We start from the raw sequence: 24,793 nt of genomic DNA on the forward strand, positions 1-24,793 counted from the left end.
TCGACGCCCCTCCGCCGCCCGGCCCACCAACCACCTGCCCCACCCTCCCGCCTCGGGGGCGGGACGCCGGCCCCGCCGACGTCCCGCCCCCGTTCGCGGTTTCCGGGGCGGGACCGGGGCGGACGGACGGGTGGGAGCGGCCCGGTCAGTCGTCGTCGTCCTGGCCCTGGTCGTCGCCGTCGCCGTCGCCGGGGTGGCCGGTGGGACGGGCGAAGACCTGGTAGCCCTCGCTCGCCGGGCCGTTGGTGCCGGCGACCAGGTTGCCGCTGGTCGAGCCGAACACCACGGCCTCGCCCCGGGCGTCCACGAAGGGGTCGACCGAGGAGCCGTTGCCGGACGAGCCGTCCGGCGCGGTGGCGACCCGCTCGGTCCGGCCGGTGCGCAGGTCCTGGCGGTAGACGTCCCAACCCGTGTGCTGCGGGCCGGCCACCAGGTTGTCGGCGGCGGAGGAGAAGTAGATCCAGCGGTTGTCGGCGGTGACGCTGCCGTGGTCGGAGGTGCCGACCGAGGTGGTGCCGGGCAGGCCGCCGCTGACCTTCGTCACCGTGCCCTTCCTGAGGTCCCGGACGTACAGCACCAGGTGGTACCGGTGGCCGTTGGTGGACCCGCCGGGCTCCGGCAGGGCGTAGACGGCGCGCCGCCCGTCCGGGCTGATCGTCGCGTCGAAGCTCGCGAACCCGAGCTTGCCGTCGAGGTCCAGGCTCGCGGCGGAGATGCGGCCGGAGTCGACGTCGTAGGTGTAGTAGGCGCCGGTGGTCGGCCGGGCGAGGTTCGGCTGTGCCACCCGGGCGCCGCGGGGCAGGGCCGGGGCGGTGCCCGGGGCCAGCTCGACGTCGGCGGTGGCGGCGGCCGGGCCCGGGGCGGGACGGGTGGCGGCGGGACCTGCGACGGGACCGGCGGCGGCCGCGGCCTCGGCGGCCTCGGCGGCCGGGGCGGCGAGGGCGGGGGTCTGCCCGGCCGGCACCAGGTTGGACGCGAACGAGGTGAACCCGACGGTGCGGCCGTCCGCGCTGATGGTCGGATTGAGGGACATGCTGTCGCCCGGCTTGCCGTCCACGCCGAGGGTGACCAGACGGGTCTTCCCGGTCCAGCGGTCGGTGACGTAGACGTTGTAGTCCCAGGTGTAGGGCCTGGCGAGCGAGGGGTCACCGCCCTGGAGGCCCGGAACGAGGTCGGTCCGGGAGGACACGAAGGCCACGTAGCGGCCGTTCGCGCTGATCGAGGGCGCGTACGAGGCGTGGAACTTGTCGGCGTCGGTGCTGGTGGGAGCGCCGCTGACCAGCTCGGTACGGCCGGTCCTGCGGTCGCGGACGTACACCTCGGTGCGTCCCGGGACCGGCATGCCGGGCAGCACGTTCTCGGCGTCGCTCTCGAAGGCGACGTAGCGGCCGTCGGCGTTGATCGCGACGTAATCGGTGAAGCCGTTCAGGACGCTGCCGTCGTCGGCCAGGTTGATCCGCTCGGTACGGCCGGTCCGCAGGTCGCGGACGTAGGCGTCGCGGCCGCTCTTCGCGGGCTGCGACACCAGGTTCGTGGCCCACGAGGTGAACAGGGCGTAGTGCCCGTCCGCGCTGATCCCCTTGCTCCACGACTGGTTGTCCGGCACCGCGCCGTTCAGGCCGACGCTGACCTGGACGGTGCCGCGCGGCGCCGGAGCGGCCTGGGCGGGGACGACGGTGGTGGCGAGCACGGCGGCGGCCACGAGGACGCCGCCGCTGCCGGCCAGCCACCGGTTGCGGGTGGTGCGGGAAGTGCGGGTGGTACCGGAAGTGCGGGTGCTACGGGTGCTACGGGTCATGGGCGTTGTCCTCCCCGGTGATCGCCCCCTGCGCCGGGCTCCCTCCCGGCGACGGGCTCGTGCAGAGCCAATCGTCGGGAGGGCGCGGTGGTCAACGGCCCCGGGTGATCCCGGCGGAAAAGTACGTCAACGGACGTATCCCGCAGGGGAGTCAGGCCATTTCGGGCAGCGGATCAGGCCACCCGGCCACCCGGGTGGCCGGCCGTCCAGGTGGCCGGCCGTCCGGTCGTCCAGCCGTCCGGTCGGTTCAGAGGCGGCGGCGGAAGACGTCCGCGTTCTGGTTGTCGTCGCCCGGGACGAGGTTGCCGTCGTCGGCGGTGAACAGCAGCGTCGTGCCGAAGGCGTCGACCCTCGGGAAGTACGACGAGGCGGTGCTCTGCGCGTCGTCCCGGGTGAGGGAGACGCGGTCGGTGCGCCCGGTCCACGGGCTGTAGCGGAAGATGTCGGTCTGCTCGTTGGTGTCGCCGAGGACCAGGTCGTCGGCGTCGGAGGCGAAGAAGACCTCGTCCGTCAGGGACATCGCGGCGTCGAAGGAGGAGTTGATGTTGGTGGTGCCGGGCAGCGGGTTGCTGACCTTGGTGACCTTGCCGGTGGCCAGCTCGTGCAGGAAGACGTCCGAGTGCCGGCCGTGCGAGCCCGGACGGCCACCCGGCTGGAAGAGGTCGTAGACGACGTACCGGCCGGACGGGCTGATCTGCCCGTCGGAACCGCCGCCCTGCAGCTCCCCGGTCTCGTCGAGGCTCGCGCCGGTGATCTTGCCGGTGCGGGAGTCCCACACGTAGTCCGGGTAGGCGCGCAGCCCGGCCAGCCGGGGGCTCGTCCCGGCGGCGGTGGTGCGGGGTGCCCCGGGCTCGTCGGCGGTGTCGGCCGCCGCGGCCTTGGCGGCGGGCGGGGTCTCGGCCGCCGGGAGCAGGTTGCCGGCCCGGGAGTTGAACTCGATGCGGCTGCCGTCCGCGCTGATCGTCGGGCTGTAGGAGCTGTTGTCGGCCGGGCTGCCGTCGGCCCCGGTGGAGACCACCCGGGTGGTGTGGGTCCAGCGGTCGGTGACGAAGATGTTGAACTTGCCCCCGCGGACGCCGGGGGCGAGGTCGGAGCGGTCGGAGGAGTAGGTCACGTAGCGCCCGTCCCAGCTGATCGCCGGGTTGTAGGCGGTGCGCCGGCTCTGGTCGTCGCCCACGCCGGAGCTGCCGTCGGCGGCGGTGACCAGCTCGGTGCGGCCGGTCCACAGGTCCCGGACGTAGATGTCGTTGGCGTGCTTCGGCAGGGCGGGCAGCAGGTTGGTCGCGGCGGTGCCGAACACCACGTACCGGCCGTCCCCGCTGATCGCCGCATCGCCGGTGCCCGCGTTCAGCGAAGCGCCGTCGTCGGCGACACTGACCCGCTGGAGGTGCCCGTTGCGCAGGTCGCAGAGGTAGACGTCGCCCCCGGCGCCGGCACCGCCGGGCAGCAGGTTCGTCGCCGAGGACGAGAACAGGGCCAGACGGCCGTCGCCGCTCAGGCCGAGCGCGAAGGACTCGCGGTCGAGCCCCTCGCCCTTGGGCCCGTCGCTGACCCGGGCGGTGTCGCCCTTGGGCGGCCGGGCCTCGGCGGCGGGCGTCACGGCGCCGACCGCGGTGACGGCGGCCAGGACGCAGGCCGTACGGGCCAGTCGGCGGCGGGTGCGTGCGGTGGTCATCGATCATCCTCCCCAGATGACGGTGTCCGGGCCCGCTCGACCCCCGCGGCCCGGTCGGTCACGAGCCAAGCGCCGTCCGGCCCGACGGTCAACGAAGGGGAGCGATCCCGACCGGAAATACGTCACGGGTGGTAGCTCCGTCCGAAGGCTCGGCCGCGCCGGCTCGGCCGCGTCCCGGCCCGCTCCGTGCCGCCTGCCGGGCCCGCGTCCGCGCGGTCCCGCTCCGTGCCGCCTGCCGGGCCCGCGTCCGCGCGGTCCCGCTCCGTGCCGCCTGCCGGGCCCGCGTCCACGCGGTCCCGCCCGCTCGGTCCGGTTCGCTCCGCCGCGCTGGCAGAATTGGCCTGTGATCGACGCACGACGGCTGCGGACCCTGCGGGCCGTGGCGGACCACCGCACCGTGACCGCCGCGGCGGCCGCCCTCTACCTGACCCCCTCCGCGGTCTCCCAGCAGCTCGCCGCCCTGGAACAGGAGACCGGGCACCACCTGCTCGCCCGCGAGGGCCGGGGCGTGCGGCTGACCGCCGCCGGGGAGATCCTGCTCGGCCACGCCGACGTCGTGCTCGCCCAACTGGAACGTGCCGAGGCCGACCTCGCCGCCTACAGCGCGGGCGTCTCCGGCGAGGTCACCGTCGCCTCCTTCGCCACCGGCATCGGGCTGGTGCTCGCCCCCGCCATCGGCCTGCTCGGCGAGCGCGCGCCGGGAGTGCGGCTCAAGGTGCTGGACGCCGAGGGCGACGCCAGCCTGCCGATGGTCCTGGACGGCCGGGCCGACCTCGCGGTGGCCGTCGAGTACCGCGGCGCCCCGCGCGCCGACGACGCCCGGCTGACCAGGGTGCCGCTGTACGCCGAGCCCTTCGAGGCCGTCCTGCCGCTCGGCCACCCCCTCGCCGGAGAGGCTGGCCCGCTCGACGTCGCCGCCCTGGCCGACGAGCCCTGGATCGGCCCCTACCCGGGCAACCCCTGCCACGACGTGGTGCTGCTGGCCTGTGAACACGCCGGGTTCCAGCCCCGGCTGCTGCACTCCTCCGACGACTTCCGCGCCGTCGTGGCGCTCGCCTCGGCGGGCGCCGGGGTCGCCCTGGTGCCGCGCTCGGCGCTGCGCGGCGTCGACCTCGGGCAGGTGGCCGTCCGCCCGGTGGACAGCGAGCTCGCCACCCGTCGGGTGTTCGCGGCCGTGCGGGCCGGTGCCGACGGGCACCCGCTGATCCGGCCGGTCCTCGACGCCCTCGCCGAGGCGGCGGCCGCGAGCGCGTAGCGCGCGGCGGGGTTCTGCCACGGGCGTTCGGAAACGGGCGTCAGGAAACGGTTGTGCGGCTGCCCGGCGTCCCGGGTCGGGCGGCCGCGCCGTGTGCAGGTGGCGTGGCGTCCCGGCCAGGGCGGCCGTGCAGCCGCAGGTCCATGGGGGCGGTCGGGCGTCCGACCGCCGGGGTCACCCGGTCGTGAGGGTGATCAGGCGGACGGCGGGGGCGGAGACCACCTGCACCGTCGCGGTGCCGGGCAGTCGCAGCTTGGCGAAGCCGCCCTGGAAGGCCACCAGCGCCCGGGGCACCGAGGAGACCGCCTCGCCGCCCGCCGTCACCACCGTGTAGCCGGCGACCAGTTCGACGGCGGCCTCGGCCCAGTCCTCGTTCATGCGTCCCCCCGCTGTACGACTGTCCCCTGAAACGGTACCGATCGGTTCCGTTCCGACGCGAAAACGGTACCGATCGGTGCCGTTTGGCGTCAAGGGCGGTTAGGATCGGTCCCATGGCAGTCAACGCACGGGCGCGCCTGCTGAGCACGGCCGAGTCCCTCTTCTACGCGAACGGCATCCACGCGGTCGGCGTCGAGCGCATCCTCTCCGAATCCGGCGTGGGCCGGGCCTCCTTCTACCGGCACTTCACCGGCAAGGAAGCCCTGGTCACCGCCGTCCTCGAAGGCCGGGACGCACGCTGGCGCGCCTGGCTCTCCGAACGCGTCGCCGCCCACGGCGGCCACCCCCTGCACGTCTTCGACGCCCTGGCCGAACGATTCGCCGCACAGGACTACCGCGGCTGCGTCGCCATCAACACGATGACCGAAATCGCCGACCGCACCAGCCCGGCCCGCGAGATGGCGGCCCTGCACAAACGGCGCGTCATCGAACTCGTCGAACAGCTCATGCGCGCCGCCGACATCCCCGAACCCTCCTGCCGTGCACGGCAGTTCGCCCTGCTGATGGACGGAGCCATCGTCACCGCCCTACGCGAGGGCACCCCGGACGCCGCCTGGCGCGCCCGCAGCATCGCCGAATCCCTCCTGGCCACCTGAGCCGGCAGGGCGCCGGCCGCACGGGGCGGGAACCGACGATCGCCCGCACCCTCAGCACCGGACCGACCCGGATCGGCGAGGCCCACCGGATCACCCCCGAGGACCGGTTCACCAACCTCGGCACGCCGACCGCGAGCCGCAACCGGGCCAACCACCGTGCACGCCGCCACCGCCCCAGGCCGTCGGTGTCGACTGGTGCCGGCCACTCGACGGAGGGACCGTGCGGTGGCCGGCCGCGCCGGCGATGGTGCGTGCCGGCGACGGGTTGGTGGGGCGTGGGAGCCAGTGAATAGGGTGGGGGCGACACTGCCGACACGCGTGTGTGGAGAATCCGATGAGTTCGTCCTCTGTTTCCGACAGCCTCCTCCCGGTCGGGGTCATCGGCCTCGGTGACATCGCGCAGAAGGCGTATCTGCCGGTGCTCACCGCGCTGCCCGGGCTCGACCTGCGGTTGATGACCCGGGACGCGGCCAAGCTGGACCGCATCGGTGATGCTCACCGGATCGCGCCGGAGCACCGGTTCACCGATCTCGGTGCGCTGGTCGGGAGTGGGATCCGGGCGGCGTTCGTGCATGCCGCGACGAGTCAGCACGTGCCGATCGTGGAGCAGTTGCTGACGGCGGGCATCGATGTGTACGTGGACAAGCCGTTGGACTACACCGTGGACGGTGCCCGTCGGCTGGTCGATCTGGCCGACCGGACGGGCCGTTCGCTGATGGTGGGCTTCAACCGGCGTTTCGCGCCCGGCTACGTGCAGGCGAAGGAGCGTCCGCGTGACCTGATCGTGCTGCAGAAGAACCGTGAGGGTCTGCCGGAGGCTGCGCGGTCGATGGTCTTCGACGACTTCATCCACGTGGTGGATGTGCTCCGGTTCCTGGTGCCGGGGGAGGTCGAGCACGTCGATGTCCGCTCGCGGGTGCGTGACGGCCTGGTCGAGCACGTCGTGCTGACCCTCGCCGGCGAGGGGTTCACGGCGCTGGGCATCATGAACCGGCTGTCCGGTTCGACGGAGGAGGTGCTGGAGGTGTCCGGCGGCGATTCCAAGCGTGAGGTCCACAACCTCTCCGAGGTGGTCGACCACCGGGGCCAGCCGACCGTCCGGCGCCGGGGCGACTGGGTGCCGGTGGCCCGTCAGCGAGGCATCGAGCAGGCCGTCGTCACGTTCCTGGACGCCGTGCGCGCCGGCAAGACGCTCGACGCTCACGACGCGCTGCGCACGCACGAGCTGTGTGAGCTGATCGTGGAGCGCGTGGGGGGGGGCGCGGGGGGGGGGCGCCCCGCCGGGGGGGGGGGGGGGGGGGCCCCCCCCCCCCCCCCCGCCGGGGGGGGGGGGGGGGCCGCCCGGCCGCCCCCCCACCGGCGTGCTGCCGCGAGCAGTGCGTGCTCACGTTCCTGGACGCCGTGCGCACCGGCAGGACCCTCGACGCGCACGACGCCTTGCGCGGCCGCGAGCCGTGCGGGCCGGTGGCGGAGGGGCCGGGGGTTTCTGGGAGTCCGCTGGGAGCGGGCTGTGAGCAGCCTGGTCTGACCGTGAGTCAAGTCACCTGGGGGGAACCGACAGTTCACTGACGGGGTCTTGTCGGGGCTTTTTCTACGCGCGTATCTTGAGGGGCGCCGCGGGGGGCGGGTGTCCGTCCCCTGCTTCCTCTACGCGAGTAGCGCGCGCTCGAAGCGCGCCTCCGCCCGGACCGCCGTGCCACGACCGTGCCGCACGACGGAGCTAGGAGTCCTGCCCCGGTGACCACCGCCCCCGCCTCCCGCCCGCACAGAACCCTGCTGCGCGCCGCCCTGATCCCGGCCTCGCTGGCCGCCTCGCTGGTGCTCGTCCCGCTCCCGGTGGCCAACGCCGCCGGCGCGGCCACCCCCGCCCCGACCGAGGCCGGCCCGCTGCGGATCCACGACGTCCAGGGCGCCACCCGGATATCCCCGCAGGCCGGCAAGCCCGTCACCGGCGTGCCCGGCATCGTCACCGGCGTGCGTGCGTACGGCAGTTCCAAGGGCTTCTGGATCCAGGACCCGAACCCGGACGCGGACCCGGCCACCAGCGAGGGCATCTTCGTCTTCACCGGCGGCAACCCGACCGTCAAGGTCGGCGACTCCGTGCTGGTCAGCGGCAAGGTCACCGAGTACTACCCGAGCTACTCCGGCGGCTCGCAGTCCGTCACCGAGATCACTGCCCCGGCCGTCACGGTCGTCTCCTCCGGCAACCCGCTGCCCGCCCCGGTCGTCGTCGACACCCGCAACATCCCCGGCACCTACAGCCCGGCGGCCGGCGCGGACGGATCCATCGACGGCGTGACGCTGAACCCGGAGAAGTACGCCCTGGACTTCTACGAGTCCCTGGAGGGCATGCTCGTCCAGGTCAAGGACGTCCGGGTGATCCAGGCGACCGACAAGTACAACGAGCTGTGGGTCGCCGCGGACCGCCAGGACCAGCGCAGCAAGCGCGGCGGCGTCCTGTACGAGTCCTACCGCGAGCCCAACGTCGGCCGTCTGATGATCCAGCAGCAGGCCGCGGTCTCCCAGCAGCCCTTCCCGGTGGCCAACGTCGGCGACGAGCTGACCGGCACCACCACCGGCCCGCTGGACTACAACAACTTCGGCGGCTACACGCTCGTCGCCGGCACCGTGGGCACCCTGAAGGACAACCACCTCCAGCGCGAGGTCACCGCCCAGGCGACCGACCGCGAACTCACCCTCGCCACCTACAACGTGGAGAACCTGGCGCCGAACAACCCGGACGCCAAGTTCGCCGAGCTCGCCCAGGGCGTCGTCACCAACCTGCGCTCGCCCGACGTCGTCGCCCTGGAGGAGATCCAGGACAACAACGGTTCCAAGAGCGACGGCACCGTGGACGCGAGCCAGACCGTGGCCAAGTTCGTCGCCGCGATCAAGGCGGCCGGCGGCCCGGCCTACGACTGGCGCTCGATCGACCCGCAGGACGGCAAGGACGGCGGCGAGCCCGGCGGCAACATCCGCCAGGTCTTCCTGTTCAACCCGCAGCGGGTCTCCTTCACCGACATCGCGGGCGGCGACTCCACCACCGCCGTCGGCGTCACCGGCACCGGCGCCGCCACCGCGCTGACCGCCTCGCCCGGCCGGATCGCGCCGAACGACGACGCCTGGACCAACAGCCGCAAGCCGCTGGTCGGCCAGTTCGTCTTCCGCGGCCAGAAGGTCTTCGTGATCGCCAACCACTTCAACAGCAAGGGCGGCGACCAGGGCATCGACAGCCGCTTCCAGCAGCCGACCCGCAGCTCCGAGGTGCAGCGGGTCAAGCAGGCCACCGTCGAGCAGGCCTTCGTCGCGCAGCTGCTGGCCGCCGACAAGGAGGCCAGGGTCGTCTCCCTCGGCGACTTCAACGACTACCAGTTCTCGCCCGCGCTGGCCGCGCTCACCAAGGGCGGCGTGCTGCGCGACCTGGTGAACGAGCTGCCCGAGACCGAGCAGTACTCGTACGTCTACCAGGGCAACTCGCAGGTGCTGGACCACATCCTGGTCAGCCCCGAGGTCGGCTACGCCAAGTACGACGTGGTGCACATCAACTCCGAGTTCGCCCAGCAGGCGAGCGACCACGACCCGCAGGTGGTCCGCATCAAGCCGTGACGCCGGTCCGCCCCGGGGCCGACCGCGGGCCCTGACCTGGGGCTTTGACCGGGGGCCTCGGCCCGGGCCCGCGGTCAAGGCCCGGGCTCCGGCTATCCTGCCTCCGCCACCGGTGATCACCGGTGGCGGAGGCAGCGTCCTGTGACGCGCGGTGTGACGGGGGAGAGCGTGACGTACCGGATCGAGCGGATCGGCCGTGACGACTGGCAGCGGCTGCGGACGGTGCGCCTCGCCCAACTCCTCGACACGCCCATGGCGTTCGGCGAGATCCACGCCGAGGCCGGCCGCCTCGGCGAAGGCACGTGGCGGGCCCGGACGGACTGGGTCAACGAGCCCGGCAGGGTCGGCCTGGTCGCGGTGGACGCCGACGGGGAGTGGGTCGCCACCATGCTGTCCGTCCCGAGCAAGGACCACGCCGACGCCGTCGAGCTGATCGGCGTCTGGGTGGACCCGGAGCACCGCGGCCGCGAACGCGGCGTCGCGGACGCCATGCTGGACGCGGTCCTCGCCTGGGCCCGCGGTCAGGGCGCCGCGCGGATGCTGCTCGGGGTCCACGAGGCGAACCCCCGCGCAGCCGCCTTCTACCTGCGGCGCGGGTTCGCGTACACCGGGGGCGAGACGCCGTACGTGCTGGACACCTCGGCGCGGATCCTGGAGATGGCCCTCCCCCTGGGGTGACGCCCCCTGTGGGAGGGCTCCCGAGGGGGAGGGCCCGGGGCGCCCGGTGCTCGGTGACCCGCGCCCGGCGATCGGTGACCCGCGCCCGGCGCCCGGCGACCGGTGACCGGCCGGAGCGGCGGGGCTCAGCCGCCGACGTACTCCGCCAGGGCCTCGCCCGTCGGCGTGGAGCGGGCCGCGATCAGCTCGGCCGGGGTGCCCTCGAAGACCACCCGCCCGCCGTCGTGACCGGCGCCCGGGCCCAGGTCGATGATCCAGTCGGCGTGCGCCATGACCGCCGGGTGGTGCTCGATCACGATGACGGACTTGCCGGACTCGACCAGCCGGTCCAGCAGCCCGAGCAGCTGCTCGACGTCGGCCAGGTGCAGGCCGGTGGTCGGCTCGTCGAGGACGTAGACGCCGCCCTTGTCCGCCATGTGGGTGGCCAGCTTGAGCCGCTGCCGCTCGCCGCCGGAGAGCGTGGTGAGCGGCTGACCGAGGCTGATGTAGCCGAGGCCGACGTCCGCCAGCCGCTCCAGGATCCGGTGGGCGGCGGGCAGCCGGGCCTCGCCCTCGCCGAAGAACTCCTGGGCCTCGGTCACCGGCATCGCCAGCACCTCGGCGATGTCCCGGCCGCCGAGACGGTACTCCAGCACGGCGGGCTGGTAGCGCTTGCCCTCGCAGTCCTCGCAGGTGGTGGCCACCCCGGCCATCATCGCCAGGTCGGTGTAGACCACCCCGGCGCCGTTGCAGGTCGGGCAGGCGCCCTCGGAGTTGGCGCTGAACAGGGCCGGCTTGACGCCGTTGGCCTTGGCGAAGGCCTTGCGGACCGGTTCCAGCAGTCCGGTGTAGGTGGCCGGGTTGCTGCGGCGCGAGCCGCGGATCGCGCCCTGGTCGACCGAGACCACGCCCTCGTGGACGGGGATCGAGCCGTGGATCAGCGAGCTCTTTCCGGAGCCGGCGACCCCGGTCACCACGGTGAGCACCCCGAGCGGGACGTCCACGTCCACGTCCCGCAGGTTGTGGGCGTCCGCGCCCCGGATCTCCAGCTGCCCGGTGGGCTTGCGCACGCTCTCCCGCAGCGGCGCCCGGTCCGCCAGGTGCCGGCCGGTGACCGTGCCGCTGCCCCGCAGCCCGTCCACGCCGCCCTCGTAGCAGACCGAGCCGCCCGCCGCACCGGCGCCGGGACCGAGGTCGACCACGTGGTCCGCGATCGCGATGGTCTGCGGCTTGTGCTCGACCACCAGCACGGTGTTGCCCTTGTCGCGCAGGCGCAGCAGCAGCTTGTTCATCCGGTCGATGTCGTGCGGGTGCAGGCCGGTGGTGGGCTCGTCGAAGACGTACGTGGTGTCGGTGAGTGAGGAGCCGAGGTGACGGATCATCTTGACCCGTTGTGCCTCGCCGCCGGAGAGCGTGCCGGACGGGCGGTCCAGCGAGAGGTAGCCGAGGCCGATCTCCACGAAGGAGTCGAGGGTCTCCCGCAGGGTGGTGAGCAGCGGTGTCACCGAGGGCTCGTCGAGTCCGCGGACCCACGCGGCGAGGTCGCTGATCTGCATCGCGCAGGCGTCGGCGATGCTGGTCCCGGCGATCCTGGAGGAGCGGGCGGCCTCGCTGAGCCGGGTGCCGCCGCAGTCGGGGCAGGCGGTGAAGGTGACGGCACGCTCGACGAAGGCGCGGATGTGCGGCTGCAGCGCGTCCTTGTCCTTGGAGAGCATCGACTTCTGGATCTTGGGGATCAGGCCCTCGTAGGTGAGGTTGACGCCGTTGACCTTGACCTTGGTCGGCTCCCGGTACAGGAAGTCCTGCAGTTCCTTCCTGGTGTACTCGCGGATCGGCTTGTCCGGGTCGAGGAAGCCCGAGTTGGCGTAGATGCCGACCGTCCACCAGCTGTCGGTCTTCCAGCCGGGGATGGTGATCGCGCCCTCGGCGATCGACTTGCCGTCGTCGTACAGCTGGGTGAGGTCGATGTCGGAGACACTGCCCCGGCCCTCGCAGCGCGGGCACATGCCGCCGGTGATGCTGAAGCTGCGCCGCTCCTTGACGGTCTTGCCGGCGCGCTCGACGGTCACCGCGCCCGCCCCGCTGATCGAGGGCACGTTGAAGGAGAAGGCCTTCGGCGAACCGATGTGCGGCGTGCCGAGGCGGCTGAACAGGATGCGCAGCATTGCGTTGGCGTCGGTGGCGGTGCCGACGGTGGAGCGCGGGTCGGCGCCCATCCGCTGCTGGTCGACGATGATCGCGGTGGTCAGGCCCTCCAGGACGTCCACCTCGGGGCGGGCCAGCGTGGGCATGAAGCCCTGGACGAAGGCGCTGTAGGTCTCGTTGATCAGCCGCTGGGACTCGGCGGCGATGGTGTCGAAGACCAGTGAACTCTTGCCCGAACCGGACACGCCGGTGAACACCGTCAGCCGGCGCTTGGGGATGTCGACGCTGACGTCCTTGAGGTTGTTCTCGCGCGCGCCGTGGACGCGGATCAGGTCGTGGGTGTCGGCGGCGTGCGGCGCGGGGTGCGCGTCCGTCCTCTTGGGCATGGTCGTCGTCTCTCCCTGTCGATCGGGCGGGCCCGACCCCGCGGTCACGGTCGGCGGTGAACCCCCTCGATCCAACCAGAATCGAGGGGGTCCGGTCCGGTCCGGCCGGTGCCGTGGGGTCGGGCCCGTCGGGTGCGGGTGCCGGGGGGTTTCCGTGTTCGGCCACCGGGGCGGCCTACGGCTGCCCGGCCGGCCTGGCGGCTGGTTCAGCGCACCTCGTTGAAGCGGATCAGGTTGCCCGCCGGGTCGCGGAACGCGCAGTCACGCGCACCCCACTGCTGCTCGGCCGGCTCCTGCACCAGCTCGGCGCCGCCGGACTTCAGCCGGTCGAAGACGCCGTCCAGGTCCGCGGTCCCGAGGACGAGCCGGGCGTAGGTGCCCTTCGCCATCATCTCGGTGATGGTCCGCTGCTCCTCCTCGGTGATGCCCGGGTCGATCGCCGGCGGCTCCAGCACCAGCGAGACGCCCGGCTGGTCGGCGGGACCGACGGTGATCCAGCGCATCGCGCCGCCGCCGACGTCCTTGCGGACCTCGAAGCCGAGCAGGTCGCGGTAGAAGGCGAGGGAGGCCTCGGGGTCGGTGTGCGGGAGGAAGGTCCAGTGAATGGTGATGTCGCTCATGACCGCAACGCTAGGCGGGGGCCCGGGCCGGGGGCTTCTCGAAAACTGATCGGTCCGCCCCGCCCGGTACCCGTCCGTCCGGTCCCTGTCCGTCCGGTCCCCGCCCTGCCCGGTCCGTCCCGCCCGGTCCCCGACGCATCGGGCTCCGGGAACCTCCTCCTAGCAGTCGGGGATGGTGGTGCCGTCGTTGTCCTTGGCGGTGTCGTTGCCCCAGTGGGAGAGGTTGTAGGCGGAGACCCATTGGCCGGCGGGGCCGCTGTCGGGGTCGGTCTTCAGCCACCAGTGGTTGTATGCGGTGCCGTTCGACACCTCGCGACCCCAGGCCTTGCAGTAGACGTAGTTGGTGCCCTGCTTCAGGGTTCCGGTGGCGGTGGTGGAGTTCGGCGAGGCGTAGACGGCGGCGGCGGCGAAGGTGTCCACCCAGTACGTGCCGCCGCCCGACGGCGGCTGGGGTGGCGTCGGGGTGGAGTTGCCGGGGCCGTACAGCCGGATCGCGCCGTAGTAGTCGCCGTGCGAGGCGAGCGCGGCCACTTGGACGTAGCCGCCGGAGTAGGGCGCCTCGACGATCCAGCCCTGCCCGAGGTACATCGCCACGTGGTGGATGGTCGGGGCGGTGGCGCCGAAGAACACCAGGTCGCCGGGGAGCAGCGGCGCGGTCCCGTCCGCCCGGTAGGAGCGGGCGACGGCCCGGGAGGACGGCCACTGGGTCCGCGTGGTGCCGTTGACGACGTCCTCGCCGACCGCCAGGTCGTAGGCGTAACGGACCATGCCCGAGCAGTCCAGGCCCCGGACGTGGCAGTCGTCCGGGGCGCCGTTGGAGGCGTCGCAGAGCCCGTACGTCGGACCGGGCTGCGCCCCGTGCCCGCCGCCCCACGAGTACGGCGTGCCGATCAGCCCGCAGGCGGACCGGACGGCCGCGGTCGCCTGTGGCGCCGCCCCGGTGGACAGCACCCCGCAGGCGGGCGCGGCCCGGGCCTCCCCGGCCCCGGCGAAGAACACGCCGACCGACACCAACAGCGACAGCAAGGCCGCCCACCGCAGCGGAGCGACCGGCCACCGGCACACAGGACCCATGCGCGTCGTCATGACCGCGGATCCTTCCGTCGCAGCTGACCACCGGTCAATGGCCGTGCCTCACCTGCCGTCCGTGCCCGACCGGTTGCCGGTCTTCTCCCGCTCCGGCGCGGCAACCGGCAACCCGAGACAGTCCGTTGACGGTCGCCGTAGGGGCGGGTGCGGCGGTGGGTGCGGCGTACGGGACGGCCCCGGTGTCCGCATCAGGTCGGACCTGGGGAACACCGGGGCCGCGCACGGCTGCTGTTGTCGCCGGGTCAGCAGTACATGTCCGAACCGTTGGTCTGGGCCCCGCTCCCCGAGAAGTTCCACTTCGGGGTGAACCCGATCGAGCAGCCGTTGAACTGGACCTGGCCCATGTAGTTGCGGTCGCCGCTGGGGTAGGAGTAGATCGAGAGCATGCCCGAGTCCCACCAGGCGGTCCCGTCGAAGACGACCGTCGGACTGGACGGGCCGGAGGCGTGGGAGCCGCCGCCGCTGAGGTAGCTGTAGTTGTAGACGTCGATCTGACCCTGCTTGCGGGTCCAGTTCGTGTTGGTGATGTGGGCCTCGGTGTAGGCCTGGGCGGTGCACGAGTTCCACGCGAGGTAGAAGCCGCCCACCGTGTGGCCCCCGCTCCAGATGGAGTGGCCCGGGCCGAGCTGGGACAGCCCGCACGCGTGCGCGGCGGTCGCGGGGCCCGCCACGGCGAAGGTCAGGCCGCCCGTGGCGACGGCGAGCGCGGTGGCGCCGGCGCGGATCCGGGTGCGGAGCTTCATGGATGTCCCCCCGTGGGTGTCGAAGGATTCTCGCCGGAACAGTGCCACAGGGGTGGGGCCCGGTCCAGATATCACGTTCTCCGGTATGTCAAAATTCCGGCAAACCCCGCGGGCATTCGGCCGTCGAGGCGGGTTTGTCGTCCGAATTCCCCATTCCGTCGGATCGGGTCGGCGTTGCCGGATTACTGCGGATTTCGCGGACGCAGGCCGTTGAATCCGCAACGGGCGAATGCTGCGGAATCAATCTGTCCGGAATTGACATCCGGAGCCGCAACAGCCTGCTCCGGTCGGCTCCGCAGGTCCGGGGAGGGCGCCACGACAGGCCGCAGTGATCCTTCGTCCGCCCAAGTGGTCGTACGGAATCCGGATAATGCTCGGCGGACCTTTGGGGTCGGGTGAAAGAGGCGTCGAACGTCCGGTGGGGCCGATGTCCGCGCGACCGGTCCGCGCCGTTCGGGATCATCGGCGATCGGCCGTCGTGAGAATCGATCGATCGATCGCCGAGTCGGATGCGGGTATTCCGGCACCGCTGATCGGGTCGAATCCTCGTGGTTGTCGTCGCGTCGGGTGCGCGACCGGGATCGGCTTTTCGGGCGTTGTGGCCCGGAGGGGCGTCATGACCTGCCGGGGCGTCGTGACCCGCCGGCGACCGGGCGGGCCGAGGCCTCGCGCCGGCCGTCGCCGGCTCGGGCTGCGCCTCGGAGTGCCCGGTGCGGGTGGTGGAGGCGTACGTGGCGTGCCCGGTGGGGGTCGTGACGGAAAACAAGCAGGCATGATTGCTTTTTTCTACCGGCGGTGCCACGCTGCTGCCCGACGGCGCTCGTGTGGGAGCGTCGCCAACTCACCGGCAGGGGAGGCGCTTTGGTGCGCGAGCGCGCGGTACTGCGGATCGGGAACGCCTCGGGGTTCTACGGGGACCGGTTCGCCGCGGTGCGGGAGATGCTGACCGGCGGGCCGCTGGACGTGCTCACCGGGGACTACCTGGCCGAACTGACCATGCTCATCCTGGCGCGGGACCGGATCAAGGACCCGTCGCGCGGGTACGCCCGGACCTTCCTACGGCAGATGGAGGAGTGCCTCGGCCTGGCGCGTGAGCGCGGGGTGGCGATTGTGGTGAACGCGGGCGGTCTCAACCCGGCGCGGCTGGCGGAGGAACTGCGCGGGCTGGCACGGCGGTTGGGTGTCGAGGCGGCGGTGGCGCACGTCGAGGGGGACGATCTGCTGCCCCGTCGGGCGGAACTCGGCTTGCCGGAAGGGCTGTTGGCGGCCAACGCCTATCTCGGCGGGTTCGGCATCGCGGCCTGTCTGCGGGCGGGCGCCGACGTGGTGGTCACCGGGCGGGTGACGGACGCGGCGTTGGTCGTCGGGCCGGGGATCGCGCACTTCGGCTGGGATCCGACGGAGTCGGACGCGCTGGCCGGGGCGGTGGTCGCCGGGCACGTGCTGGAGTGCGGGGCGCAGGCGACCGGCGGCAACTACGCGTTCTTCCGCGAGCACGACGTGACCCGTCCCGGCTTCCCGATCGCCGAACTCCACGCCGACGGTTCCAGCGTGATCACCAAGCATCCGGGCACCGGCGGCGCCGTCACCATCGGCACCGTCACCGCCCAACTCCTGTACGAGACCGGCGGATCGCATTACCTGGGCCCCGACGTGACGGCCCGGCTGGACACCGTCCGGCTCACCGAGGAAGGGCCGGACCGGGTCCGGATCGACGGGGTCCGGGGAGAGGCGCCGCCGGCCACGCTGAAGGTCGGACTCAATGCGCTCGGCGGCCACCACAACGAGGTGGTGTTCGTCCTCACCGGCCTGGACATCGAGGCCAAGGCCGCGCTGGTGCAACGGCAGTTCGCCGAGGCCCTGCCGCCCGAGGCGCGCCCGGCCGAGCTGCGCTGGACGCTCGCCCGGACGGACCATCAGGATGCTCCGACCGAGGAGGCCGCCTCCGCCCTCCTGCGGCTGACCGCCCGCGACCCGGACCCGGCCAAAGTCGGGCGTGAACTGGGCAAGGCCGCCGTCGAGTTGGGATTGGCCGGGTATCCAGGCTTCCATCTGACGGCCCCACCCGGGCCGGGTGCGCCGTACGGGGTCTTCACCGCCTCGTACGTCGACGCCAAGGTGGTGGAGCACACCGCCGTGCTGCCGGACGGCCGCCGGATCGCCGTCCCGCCCGCGCCGCTCACCGGCCGGTCCGCCGATGTCGAGCAGCAGGCGCCGGAGCCGCTGCCGCCCGGCCCCACCCGGCGGGTGCCGCTGGGCCTGGTGGCCGGTGCCCGCAGCGGTGACAAGGGCGGCGACGCCAACCTGGGCGTCTGGGCGCGCACCGAGGACGGCTGGCGTTGGCTGGTGCACGCCCTCACCGTGGACCGGATCAGGGAACTCCTGCCGGAGACCGCCGAGTTGGCCGTCACCCGGCACCTCTTCCCGAACCTGCGCGCGGTCAACTTCGTGCTCACCGGCCTGCTCGGGGAGGGCGTCGCCGCCCGGCACCGCTTCGACCCGCAGGCCAAGGCCCTCGGCGAGTGGCTGCGTTCGCGCCGGCTGGACGTCCCGACGGTGTTGCTCGACCGTCCGGAGCCTGCGCCGCTCGACCGTCCGGAGTCCGCGCCGCTCGACCGTCCGGGGGCTGCGCCGCCGGACGCCCCGAACCCGCTCCCCGACAGCCCGGAGAGGCCGCTGTGACCGTCCTTCCCACCCGCGTCGACCCGGCCGGGCCCGAGTACGCCGAGCACCGCGCGGCGATGCTCGCCAAGCTGGCCGACCTGGACGCCGAGCACGCCAAGGCGCTGGCCGGCGGCGGCCCCAGGTACCTGGAACGCCACCGGGGCCGCGGCAAGCTGCCGGCCCGCGAGCGGATCGAGCTGCTGATCGACCAGGACTCGCCGTTCCTGGAGCTGTCGCCGCTGGCCGCCTGGGGCAGCGACTACCCGGTCGGCGCGGCGCTGGTCACCGGCATCGGGGTGATCGAGGGCGTGGAGTGCGTGATCACCGCCAACGACCCGACGGTGCGCGGCGGTGCCAGCAATCCGTGGACGCTGCGCAAGGCGCTGCGGGCCAACGAGATCGCGCTGCACAACCGTCTGCCGCTGGTGAACCTGGTCGAGTCCGGCGGCGCGGACCTGCCCAGCCAGAAGGAGATCTTCATCCCCGGCGGCGCCCTGTTCCGCGACCTCACCCGGCTGTCCGCCGCCGGGATCCCGACGGTGGCCGTGGTGTTCGGCAACTCGACGGCCGGTGGCGCCTACGTCCCCGGCATGTCGGACCACACCGTGCTGGTGAAGGAGCGCGCCAAGGTGTTCCTCGGCGGTCCGCCGCTGGTGAAGATGGCGACCGGGGAGGAGGCCGACGACGAGTCGCTGGGCGGCGCCGAGATGCACGCCCGCACCTCCGGCCTGGCCGACCACGTCGCGGTGGACGAGGCGGACGCGCTGCGGCTGGCCCGCCGGATCGTCGCCCGGCTCGACCACCGCAAGCCGGGGCCGGGCCCCGATCCGCTCGCCGAGCCGCCGCGGTTCGACGAGGAGGAGCTGCTGGGCATCGTCCCCGGTGACCTCAAGGTGCCCTTCGACCCGCGCGAGGTGATCGCCCGGCTGGTCGACGGCTCCGACTTCGACGAGTTCAAGCCGCTCTACGGCGCGAGCCTGGCCACCGGCTGGGCCCGTCTGCACGGCTACCCGGTCGGCATCCTGGCCAACGCCCAGGGCGTGCTGTTCAGCGCCGAGTCCCAGAAGGCCGCCCAGTTCATCCAGTTGGCGAACCAGCGGAACACCCCGCTGCTGTTCCTGCACAACACGACCGGCTACATGGTCGGCAAGGACTACGAGCAGGGCGGCATCATCAAGCACGGCGCGATGATGATCAACGCCGTCGCCAACTCCACCGTCCCGCACCTGTCCGTCCTGATGGGCGCCTCCTACGGCGCCGGCCACTACGGCATGTGCGGCCGGGCGTACGAGCCGCGCTTCCTGTTCTCGTGGCCGAGCGCCAAGTCCGCGGTGATGGGCCCGCAGCAGCTCGCCGGGGTGCTTTCGATCGTCGCCCGGCAGTCGGCGGCGGCGAAGGGCACGCCGTACGACGAGGACGCGGACGCGGCGATCCGGGCGATGGTCGAGCAGCAGATCGAGGCCGAGTCGCTGCCGGTGTTCCTGTCCGGCCGCCTCTACGACGACGGTGTGATCGATCCGCGCGACACCCGCACGGTGCTCGGCCTGTGCCTGTCCGCGATCCACAACGCGCCGGTCGAGGGCACGCGCGGCTACGGCGTCTTCCGAATGTGAGCGAGCCCCTGTGACGGAGCCACGAATGACTTCCACGACATCGATCGGCACCCTGCTGGTCGCCAACCGGGGCGAGATCGCCCGCCGGGTCTTCCGCACCTGCCGGGAGCTCGGCATCGCGACCACCGCCGTCCACTCCGACCCGGACGCCGACGCCCCGCACGTGCGCGAGGCCGACGCGGCCGTCCGGCTGCCCGGCGCCACGCCCGCCGACACCTACCTGCGGGCCGATCTGATCGTCCGCGCCGCGCTGGCGGCCGGAGCCGACGCCGTCCACCCGGGCTACGGATTCCTCTCCGAGGACGCCGGGTTCGCGCAGGCCGTCCTGGACGCGGGCCTGGTCTGGGTCGGGCCGCCGCCGGCCGCGATCGCCGCGATGGGCTCCAAGACGGCCGCCAAGCGGCTGATGGCCGCCGCCGGGGTGCCCGTCCTCGACGCGCTCGCCGAACCGACCGAGGCCGACCTGCCGGTCCTGGTGAAGGCCGCGGCGGGCGGTGGCGGCCGCGGCATGCGGGTGGTGCGCAGCCTCGCGGACCTGCCCGGCGAGCTGGCGGCCGCCCGCGCGGAGGCCGCCAAGGCCTTCGGCTCGGACGAGGTGTTCTGCGAGCGCTACCTGCCGACCGGGCGGCACGTCGAGGTCCAGTTGCTGGCCGACGCGCACGGCACGGTCCACGCGGTCGGCGACCGTGACTGCTCGCTGCAGCGGCGGCACCAGAAGGTGATCGAGGAGGCGCCCGCCCCCGGCCTGCCGGAGGAGGTCCGGGCCGCGTTGCACGCGGCCGCGGTGAACGCCGCCCGGGCGATCGGCTACGTCGGCGCCGGCACCGCGGAGTTCCTGCTCGCCGAGGACGGCCGGTTCTGGTTCCTGGAGATGAACACCCGGCTGCAGGTCGAGCACCCGGTCACCGAGGCGGTCACCGGGCTGGACCTGGTGGCCCTTCAGATCGCCGTCGCAGAAGGGGAGGAGCTGCCCCGGGAGGCCCCCGTCAGCCGCGGCCACGCGATCGAGGCGCGGCTGTACGCCGAGGACCCGGCCAAGGACTGGCAGCCCGCCACCGGCACCCTGCACCGGCTCGAACTCACCGTGCCGTACCGAGAGTTCACCGGAACCGGCGGGCGGACCGAGTCCGGGGTCCGGCTGGACTCCGGGGTCGAGTCCGGCAGTGAGGTCACCCCGCACTACGACGCGATGCTCGCCAAGGTGATCGCCTGGGCGCCGACCCGTGCGGCGGCCGCCCGCCGGCTGGCCGACGCGCTGGCCCGGGCCCGGATCCACGGGCCCGCCACCAACCGGGAGTCGCTGGTCCGCGCGCTGCGCCACCCGGCGTTCCTGGGCGGGCGGCTGCACACCGGGTTCCTGGCCGAGCACGTCGCCGACCTGACCGCCCCGGACGGCAAGGGCGCCGAGCGCGCCGCGCTGGCGGCGGCCCTCGCCGACGCCGCGGCCCGGCGCACCGCGTTCCCCTCCGGCTGGCGCAACCTGCCCGCGCAGCCGCAGCTCAAGCGCTACCGGGCGGACGACGGAGCCGAGTTCGAGGTCCGCTACCGTTTCACCCGGGCCGGTCTGCAGGCCGAGGACCACCCGGACGTCGAGCTGGTCGAGGCCACCGCGGACCGGGTCGTGCTGCGCGAGGGCGAGCTGCGGCGCACCTACCTGGTCGCCCGCCACGGTGACCGGGTGCACGTCGACACCCCGGCCGGCGGCGCCGCGCTCACCGCCCTGCCGCGCTTCCCGGACCCCACCGTCCGCACCGACCCCGGCGCCCTGCTCGCCCCGATGCCCGGCACCGTCGTGCGCACCACCGCCGCCGTCGGGGACACCGTCACGGCCGGGCAGCCGCTGCTGGTGCTGGAGGCGATGAAGATGGAGCACCGGGTGACCGCCCCGGCCGACGGCGTCCTCGTGGAACTGCGCGCCACCCCGGGTCGACAGGTCGAGCTCGGTGCCCTGCTGGCCGTCGTCCAGGCCGTCGCCGCGTCCCCCGAAACGTCCCCCGGAACGTCCCCCGGAACGTCCCCCCGCACGTCCCCCCGAGAGGCCTGAGGAAGGACCCACCGCATGTCCGCCATCGGCAGTCAACTCCTGGAAACCCCCGAACGCCGGGCCCTGCGCCAGGCCGTCGGCGACCTCGGCCGCCGCTACGGCTCCGCCTACTACCTCGCCAAGGCCCGGGCCGGCGAACCCGCCGACGAGCTGTGGGCGGAGGCCGGCAAGGCCGGCTACCTCGGTGTCAACCTGCCCGCCGAGTACGGCGGCGGAGGCGGCGGCATCACCGACCTCGCCATCGTCCTGGAGGAACTCGGCACCGCCGGCTGCCCGTTGCTGCTGCTGATCGTCTCCCCGGCGATCTGCGGCACCGTGATAGCCCGCTACGGCACCGAGGAGCAGAAGCGGCAGTGGCTGCCGGGCCTGGCCGACGGCAGCCGCAGGATGGCCTTCGGCATCACCGAGCCGGACGCCGGTTCCAACTCGCACCGGATCTCCACCGTCGCCCGCCGCGACGGTGAGGACTGGCTGCTCACCGGCCGCAAGGTGTTCGTCTCCGGCATCGACCACTGCGACGCCGTCCTGTTCGTGGCCCGCACGGAGGACGCACGCACCGGCAAGCTCAAGCCCTGTCTGTTCGTCGTCCCGCGTGACACCCCCGGCTTCGAGTACCGGGCGATCCCGATGGAACTCGTCGCGCCCGAGAAGCAGTTCCAGGTCTTCCTGGACGACGTCCGGCTGCCCGCCGACGCCCTGGTCGGCGACGAGAACGCGGGCCTGCTGCAGCTCTTCGCCGGGCTCAACCCCGAGCGGATCCTCACCGCCGCGTTCTCGCTCGGCCTGGCCCGCCAGGCCCTCGGAAAGGCCGTCGAGTACGCGAAGACCCGCACCGTCTGGTCCACCCCGATCGGCGCGCACCAGGGCCTGGCCCACCCGCTGGCCCAGTGCGCGGTGGAGATCGAGCTGGCTCGGCTGATGACCCAGAAGGCGGGGCTGCTCTACGACGCGGGCGAGGACCTCGCCGCGGGGGAGGCCGCCAACATGGCCAAGTACGCCGCCGGTGAGGCCGCCGCGCGGACCGTCGACCAGGCGGTGCAGACCCTGGGGGGCAACGGCCTCACCCAGGAGTACGGGCTGGGTGCGCTGCTGGCGGCCACCCGGGTCGGCCGGGTCGCCCCGGTCAGCCGCGAGATGGTGCTCAACTACGTCGCCCAGCACACGCTCGGCCTGCCGAAGTCGTACTGAGCCGCGCCGAGCCGCAGGGGCTGCCGTGGTGACAGCGGTCACCGTGGTCAGCGCGACGAGGAGAGGTGGGCGAACACCACGGTGTCGGACTCGTACCCGGTCCTGCGGTCGAACGTCCCGCCGCAGGTGATCAGTCGCAGCTCCGCGCGGTCGGCACCTGGGCGGTGCCGGCCGGCGGCTGCCGCGTGATCGTCCGGTCGGCTCGCCGGACGATGTCGGCGCCGAACGCGTCCGGGGGGAGGGGGAGCACGCGGACCCCGGGTTCGTCGCGGGTATCGGCCACTGGAGTGGTGTCGCCGTGGATCTCGACGGTGCCGTTGTCGCCCGGTCGGCCCGGTGCGCGCGGTGCGGCGGGGGCCTGCCGTGGGTGAGCGCCAGGGCCGCGCCCGTGGCGGCGAGCAGCCGGAGGGCCGGTGGCCGGGGGGTGGAGAGCGGTTTCACGGTCGGGCGTTCCGGGGTCGGGGCCGCGACCCGGGGGCGGGCGGCCGTGGTGCAGCACCGGCCGGTCGGGCGCCCCCGGTGACAACCGTGCCACGCGAGCGCCGCCCCCGGTTCCCCACAATGGCCGAGCCCGCCCCCTGACTGTCCGTATGCTCCTGAAGGCGCCCTCGCGGGGTTTTGTTGCCGCGTCAACTTCCTTACTGGAGGCTTACCTTGGTGTTCCGCAGTGAGTTCCCGGACGTCCCCGTGGTCGACCTGCCGATCCATGACGCGGTCCTCGGCGCCGCGGCCCGGTACGGCGACCGGCCGGCCCTGATCGACGGCCTCACCGGGGAACGCGTCAGCTACGCGCAGCTCGCCGCCGCCGTCGAACGGGTCGCCGCCGCACTGGTCGCGTCAGGCGTGCGCCGGGGCGACGTCGTCGCCCTGTTCAGCCCCAACTCGACCGCCTACCCGATGGCCTTCTACGGCGCCACCCGGGCCGGCGCCACCGTGACCACCGTGTCCTCGCTGGCCACACCCGCCGAACTGGCCGGCCAGCTGCGCGACAGCCGCGCCCGCCTGCTGGTCACCGTCTCCCCGTTCCTGCCCACCGCCCGGACGGCCGCCGCCCTGCTGGCCGAGCAGGGCCACCCGCTGACCGAGATCGTCGTCCTGGACGGCGCCGACGGCCACCGCTCGCTCGCCGACCTGCTGGCCGCGCCCGGCCCCGCCCCCGAGACCGTCATCGACCCGGGCGAGGACGTCGCCGTCCTGCCGTACTCCAGCGGCACCACCGGCCTGCCCAAGGGCGTCATGCTCACCCACCGCTCGATCGCCACCAACCTCGCCCAGTGCGATGCCCTCTACCGCCCCGCCGAGGGCGAGCGGGTCCTCGCCGTCCTGCCGTTCTTCCACATCTACGGCCTCGCGGCACTGCTCAACCAGCCGCTGCGCTGCGGCGCCACCGTGGTCGTGCTGCCCCGCTTCGACCTGGAGCAGTTCTGCCGCGCCGTCGAGGAGCACCGGGTGCAGGCCCTGGTGGTGGCGCCGCCGATCGCCCTCGCCCTCGCCAAGCACCCGGCGGTGGACCGGTTCGACCTCTCCTCCGTCGAGTACCTGCTGTGCGCCGCCGCCCCGCTGGACCACGAGCTCGCCGACGCCTGCGCCCGGCGCCTGGGCCTGCCGCACCTCCTCCAGGGCTATGGCATGACCGAACTCTCCCCGGTCACCCACGTCGTCTCCCCCCGGGAGGGCGAGCCCTCGCGCGGCTCGGTCGGCCGGATGGTCCCCTCCACCGAACTGCGGGTCGCCGCCCTGGACGGCTCCGACGGGGACCTCGGCGCGGGGCAGCGCGGTGAGCTGCTGATCCGCGGCCCCCAGGTGATGAAGGGCTACCTCGGCCGCCCCTCCGAGACCGCCGCGGTGATCGACGCCGAGGGCTGGCTGCACACCGGTGACGTCGGCCACGTGGACGAGCGCGGCTACCTGCACATCGTCGACCGGGTCAAGGAACTCATCAAGTACAAGGGCTACCAGGTCGCCCCCGCCGAGCTGGAGGCCGTACTGCTCGGCCACCCGCAGATCGCCGACGCCGCCGTGATCGGCGTCCGGGACGCCGAGGGCACCGAGTGCCCCAAGGCCTTCGTGGTCCGCGTCCCCGGCAGCGGACTGACCGCCGAGGAGGTCACCGGGTACGTGGCCGGGCAGGTCGCCCCGTACAAGAAGGTCAGGGCGGTGGAGTTCGTGGACGCCGTCCCCAAGTCCGCGGCCGGCAAGATCCTCCGCCGCGAACTGCGGGCCCGCGAGGCCGGGCGCGCCGCCGTCGACTGAGCGGGTGGCCGCCGGGCGGGCGC

The 24,793-nt window shown here is 73.3% G+C and carries 16 protein-coding genes and 1 pseudogene; 10 read left to right on the forward strand and 7 right to left on the reverse strand.

The genetic code is table 11. From position 1 onward, the window contains the following. Positions 1 to 145: 145 nt before the first annotated feature. A complete protein-coding gene (locus ACFV04_RS10305; RefSeq protein WP_380528205.1) occupies positions 146 to 1,798 on the reverse strand; it encodes a TolB family protein in 1,653 nt (550 codons plus the stop codon). 247 nt (positions 1,799 to 2,045) lie between these two features. Beyond that, positions 2,046 to 3,473, reverse strand: coding sequence for a TolB family protein (locus ACFV04_RS10310; protein ID WP_380528208.1), 1,428 nt, complete (start codon positions 3,471 to 3,473; stop codon positions 2,046 to 2,048). Positions 3,474 to 3,816: 343 nt separating this feature from the next. Between ACFV04_RS10310 and ACFV04_RS10315 the strand changes: the two genes are divergently transcribed. Continuing rightward, positions 3,817 to 4,728, forward strand: coding sequence for a LysR family transcriptional regulator (locus ACFV04_RS10315; RefSeq protein ID WP_380344992.1), 912 nt, complete (start codon positions 3,817 to 3,819; stop codon positions 4,726 to 4,728). A 174-nt stretch (positions 4,729 to 4,902) separates the two neighbouring features. On the opposite strand, the gene ACFV04_RS10320 is transcribed toward ACFV04_RS10315, so the two are convergent. Beyond that, entirely contained in the window at positions 4,903 to 5,106 is a 204-nt protein-coding gene (locus ACFV04_RS10320) for a hypothetical protein (protein WP_380344990.1), read from the reverse strand. A 113-nt stretch (positions 5,107 to 5,219) separates the two neighbouring features. Between ACFV04_RS10320 and ACFV04_RS10325 the strand changes: the two genes are divergently transcribed. The 4 genes and pseudogenes from ACFV04_RS10325 to ACFV04_RS10340 all read left to right on the forward strand — a co-directional run bounded on the left by ACFV04_RS10325 (position 5,220) and on the right by ACFV04_RS10340 (position 10,046). After that, positions 5,220 to 5,762 carry a TetR/AcrR family transcriptional regulator gene (locus tag ACFV04_RS10325; protein WP_380344989.1) on the forward strand — a complete coding sequence of 181 codons (543 nt, stop codon included), beginning with the start codon at positions 5,220 to 5,222 and terminating at the stop codon, positions 5,760 to 5,762. A 334-nt stretch (positions 5,763 to 6,096) separates the two neighbouring features. Beyond that, a pseudogene (locus ACFV04_RS10330) lies at positions 6,097 to 7,014 on the forward strand (Gfo/Idh/MocA family protein); the annotation flags it as partial. Positions 7,015 to 7,553: 539 nt separating this feature from the next. Continuing rightward, entirely contained in the window at positions 7,554 to 9,368 is a 1,815-nt protein-coding gene (locus tag ACFV04_RS10335) for an endonuclease/exonuclease/phosphatase family protein (protein WP_380528291.1), read from the forward strand. 168 nt (positions 9,369 to 9,536) lie between these two features. Further along, positions 9,537 to 10,046, forward strand: coding sequence for a GNAT family N-acetyltransferase (locus ACFV04_RS10340; protein ID WP_380344986.1), 510 nt, complete (start codon positions 9,537 to 9,539; stop codon positions 10,044 to 10,046). Between the two features lie 125 nt (positions 10,047 to 10,171). On the opposite strand, the gene ACFV04_RS10345 is transcribed toward ACFV04_RS10340, so the two are convergent. From ACFV04_RS10345 to ACFV04_RS10360, 4 genes are all read right to left on the reverse strand, one after another. Next, positions 10,172 to 12,556 carry an ATP-binding cassette domain-containing protein gene (locus tag ACFV04_RS10345; protein WP_380528213.1) on the reverse strand — a complete coding sequence of 795 codons (2,385 nt, stop codon included), beginning with the start codon at positions 12,554 to 12,556 and terminating at the stop codon, positions 10,172 to 10,174. A 206-nt stretch (positions 12,557 to 12,762) separates the two neighbouring features. Beyond that, positions 12,763 to 13,176 carry a VOC family protein gene (locus tag ACFV04_RS10350; RefSeq protein WP_380528215.1) on the reverse strand — a complete coding sequence of 138 codons (414 nt, stop codon included), beginning with the start codon at positions 13,174 to 13,176 and terminating at the stop codon, positions 12,763 to 12,765. Positions 13,177 to 13,335: 159 nt separating this feature from the next. Next, on the reverse strand, positions 13,336 to 14,262 hold the full coding sequence (locus ACFV04_RS10355) for a C40 family peptidase (protein ID WP_380528217.1): 927 nt from the start codon (positions 14,260 to 14,262) through the stop codon (positions 13,336 to 13,338). 245 nt (positions 14,263 to 14,507) lie between these two features. Further along, complete coding sequence (locus ACFV04_RS10360) at positions 14,508 to 15,008, reverse strand: hypothetical protein (RefSeq protein WP_380344981.1); 501 nt, start codon at positions 15,006 to 15,008, stop codon at positions 14,508 to 14,510. An 864-nt stretch (positions 15,009 to 15,872) separates the two neighbouring features. On the opposite strand from ACFV04_RS10360, the gene ACFV04_RS10365 reads away from it, so the two are divergent. The 5 genes from ACFV04_RS10365 (at position 15,873) to ACFV04_RS10385 (ending at position 24,770) form a co-directional block, all read left to right on the forward strand. After that, a complete protein-coding gene (locus ACFV04_RS10365) occupies positions 15,873 to 17,690 on the forward strand; it encodes an acyclic terpene utilization AtuA family protein (protein WP_380528220.1) in 1,818 nt (605 codons plus the stop codon). Beyond that, positions 17,687 to 19,285: a carboxyl transferase domain-containing protein gene (locus tag ACFV04_RS10370; protein ID WP_360254522.1), complete on the forward strand. Its 1,599-nt coding sequence runs from the start codon at positions 17,687 to 17,689 to the stop codon at positions 19,283 to 19,285. Before ACFV04_RS10365 ends, ACFV04_RS10370 begins: the two co-directional genes overlap by 4 nt. A 25-nt stretch (positions 19,286 to 19,310) precedes the next feature. After that, a complete protein-coding gene (locus tag ACFV04_RS10375; RefSeq protein ID WP_380528222.1) occupies positions 19,311 to 21,329 on the forward strand; it encodes a biotin carboxylase N-terminal domain-containing protein in 2,019 nt (672 codons plus the stop codon). A 15-nt stretch (positions 21,330 to 21,344) separates the two neighbouring features. Continuing rightward, positions 21,345 to 22,517, forward strand: a complete 1,173-nt coding sequence (locus ACFV04_RS10380; protein WP_360254518.1) for an acyl-CoA dehydrogenase — start codon at positions 21,345 to 21,347, stop codon at positions 22,515 to 22,517. 654 nt (positions 22,518 to 23,171) lie between these two features. Next, positions 23,172 to 24,770: a 4-coumarate--CoA ligase family protein gene (locus ACFV04_RS10385; RefSeq protein WP_380528225.1), complete on the forward strand. Its 1,599-nt coding sequence runs from the start codon at positions 23,172 to 23,174 to the stop codon at positions 24,768 to 24,770. The last annotated feature ends 23 nt before the right edge of the window (positions 24,771 to 24,793 follow it).

The organism is Kitasatospora sp. NPDC059599, assembly GCF_042735125.1.
GTDB lineage: Bacteria > Actinomycetota > Actinomycetes > Streptomycetales > Streptomycetaceae > Kitasatospora.

Excerpts from the sequence above, each read along its gene's own strand:
- ACFV04_RS10305 (WP_380528205.1), bottom strand. The coding sequence starts at position 1,798 with ATGACCCGTAGCACCCGTAGCACCCGCACTTCCGGTACCACCCGCACT.
- ACFV04_RS10345 (WP_380528213.1), bottom strand. The coding sequence starts at position 12,556 with ATGCCCAAGAGGACGGACGCGCACCCCGCGCCGCACGCCGCCGACACC.
- ACFV04_RS10360 (WP_380344981.1), bottom strand. The coding sequence starts at position 15,008 with ATGAAGCTCCGCACCCGGATCCGCGCCGGCGCCACCGCGCTCGCCGTC.
- ACFV04_RS10355 (WP_380528217.1), bottom strand. The coding sequence starts at position 14,262 with ATGACGACGCGCATGGGTCCTGTGTGCCGGTGGCCGGTCGCTCCGCTG.
- ACFV04_RS10320 (WP_380344990.1), bottom strand. The coding sequence starts at position 5,106 with ATGAACGAGGACTGGGCCGAGGCCGCCGTCGAACTGGTCGCCGGCTAC.
- ACFV04_RS10380 (WP_360254518.1), top strand. The coding sequence starts at position 21,345 with ATGTCCGCCATCGGCAGTCAACTCCTGGAAACCCCCGAACGCCGGGCC.
- ACFV04_RS10325 (WP_380344989.1), top strand. The coding sequence starts at position 5,220 with ATGGCAGTCAACGCACGGGCGCGCCTGCTGAGCACGGCCGAGTCCCTC.
- ACFV04_RS10310 (WP_380528208.1), bottom strand. The coding sequence starts at position 3,473 with ATGACCACCGCACGCACCCGCCGCCGACTGGCCCGTACGGCCTGCGTC.
- ACFV04_RS10350 (WP_380528215.1), bottom strand. The coding sequence starts at position 13,176 with ATGAGCGACATCACCATTCACTGGACCTTCCTCCCGCACACCGACCCC.
- ACFV04_RS10375 (WP_380528222.1), top strand. The coding sequence starts at position 19,311 with ATGACTTCCACGACATCGATCGGCACCCTGCTGGTCGCCAACCGGGGC.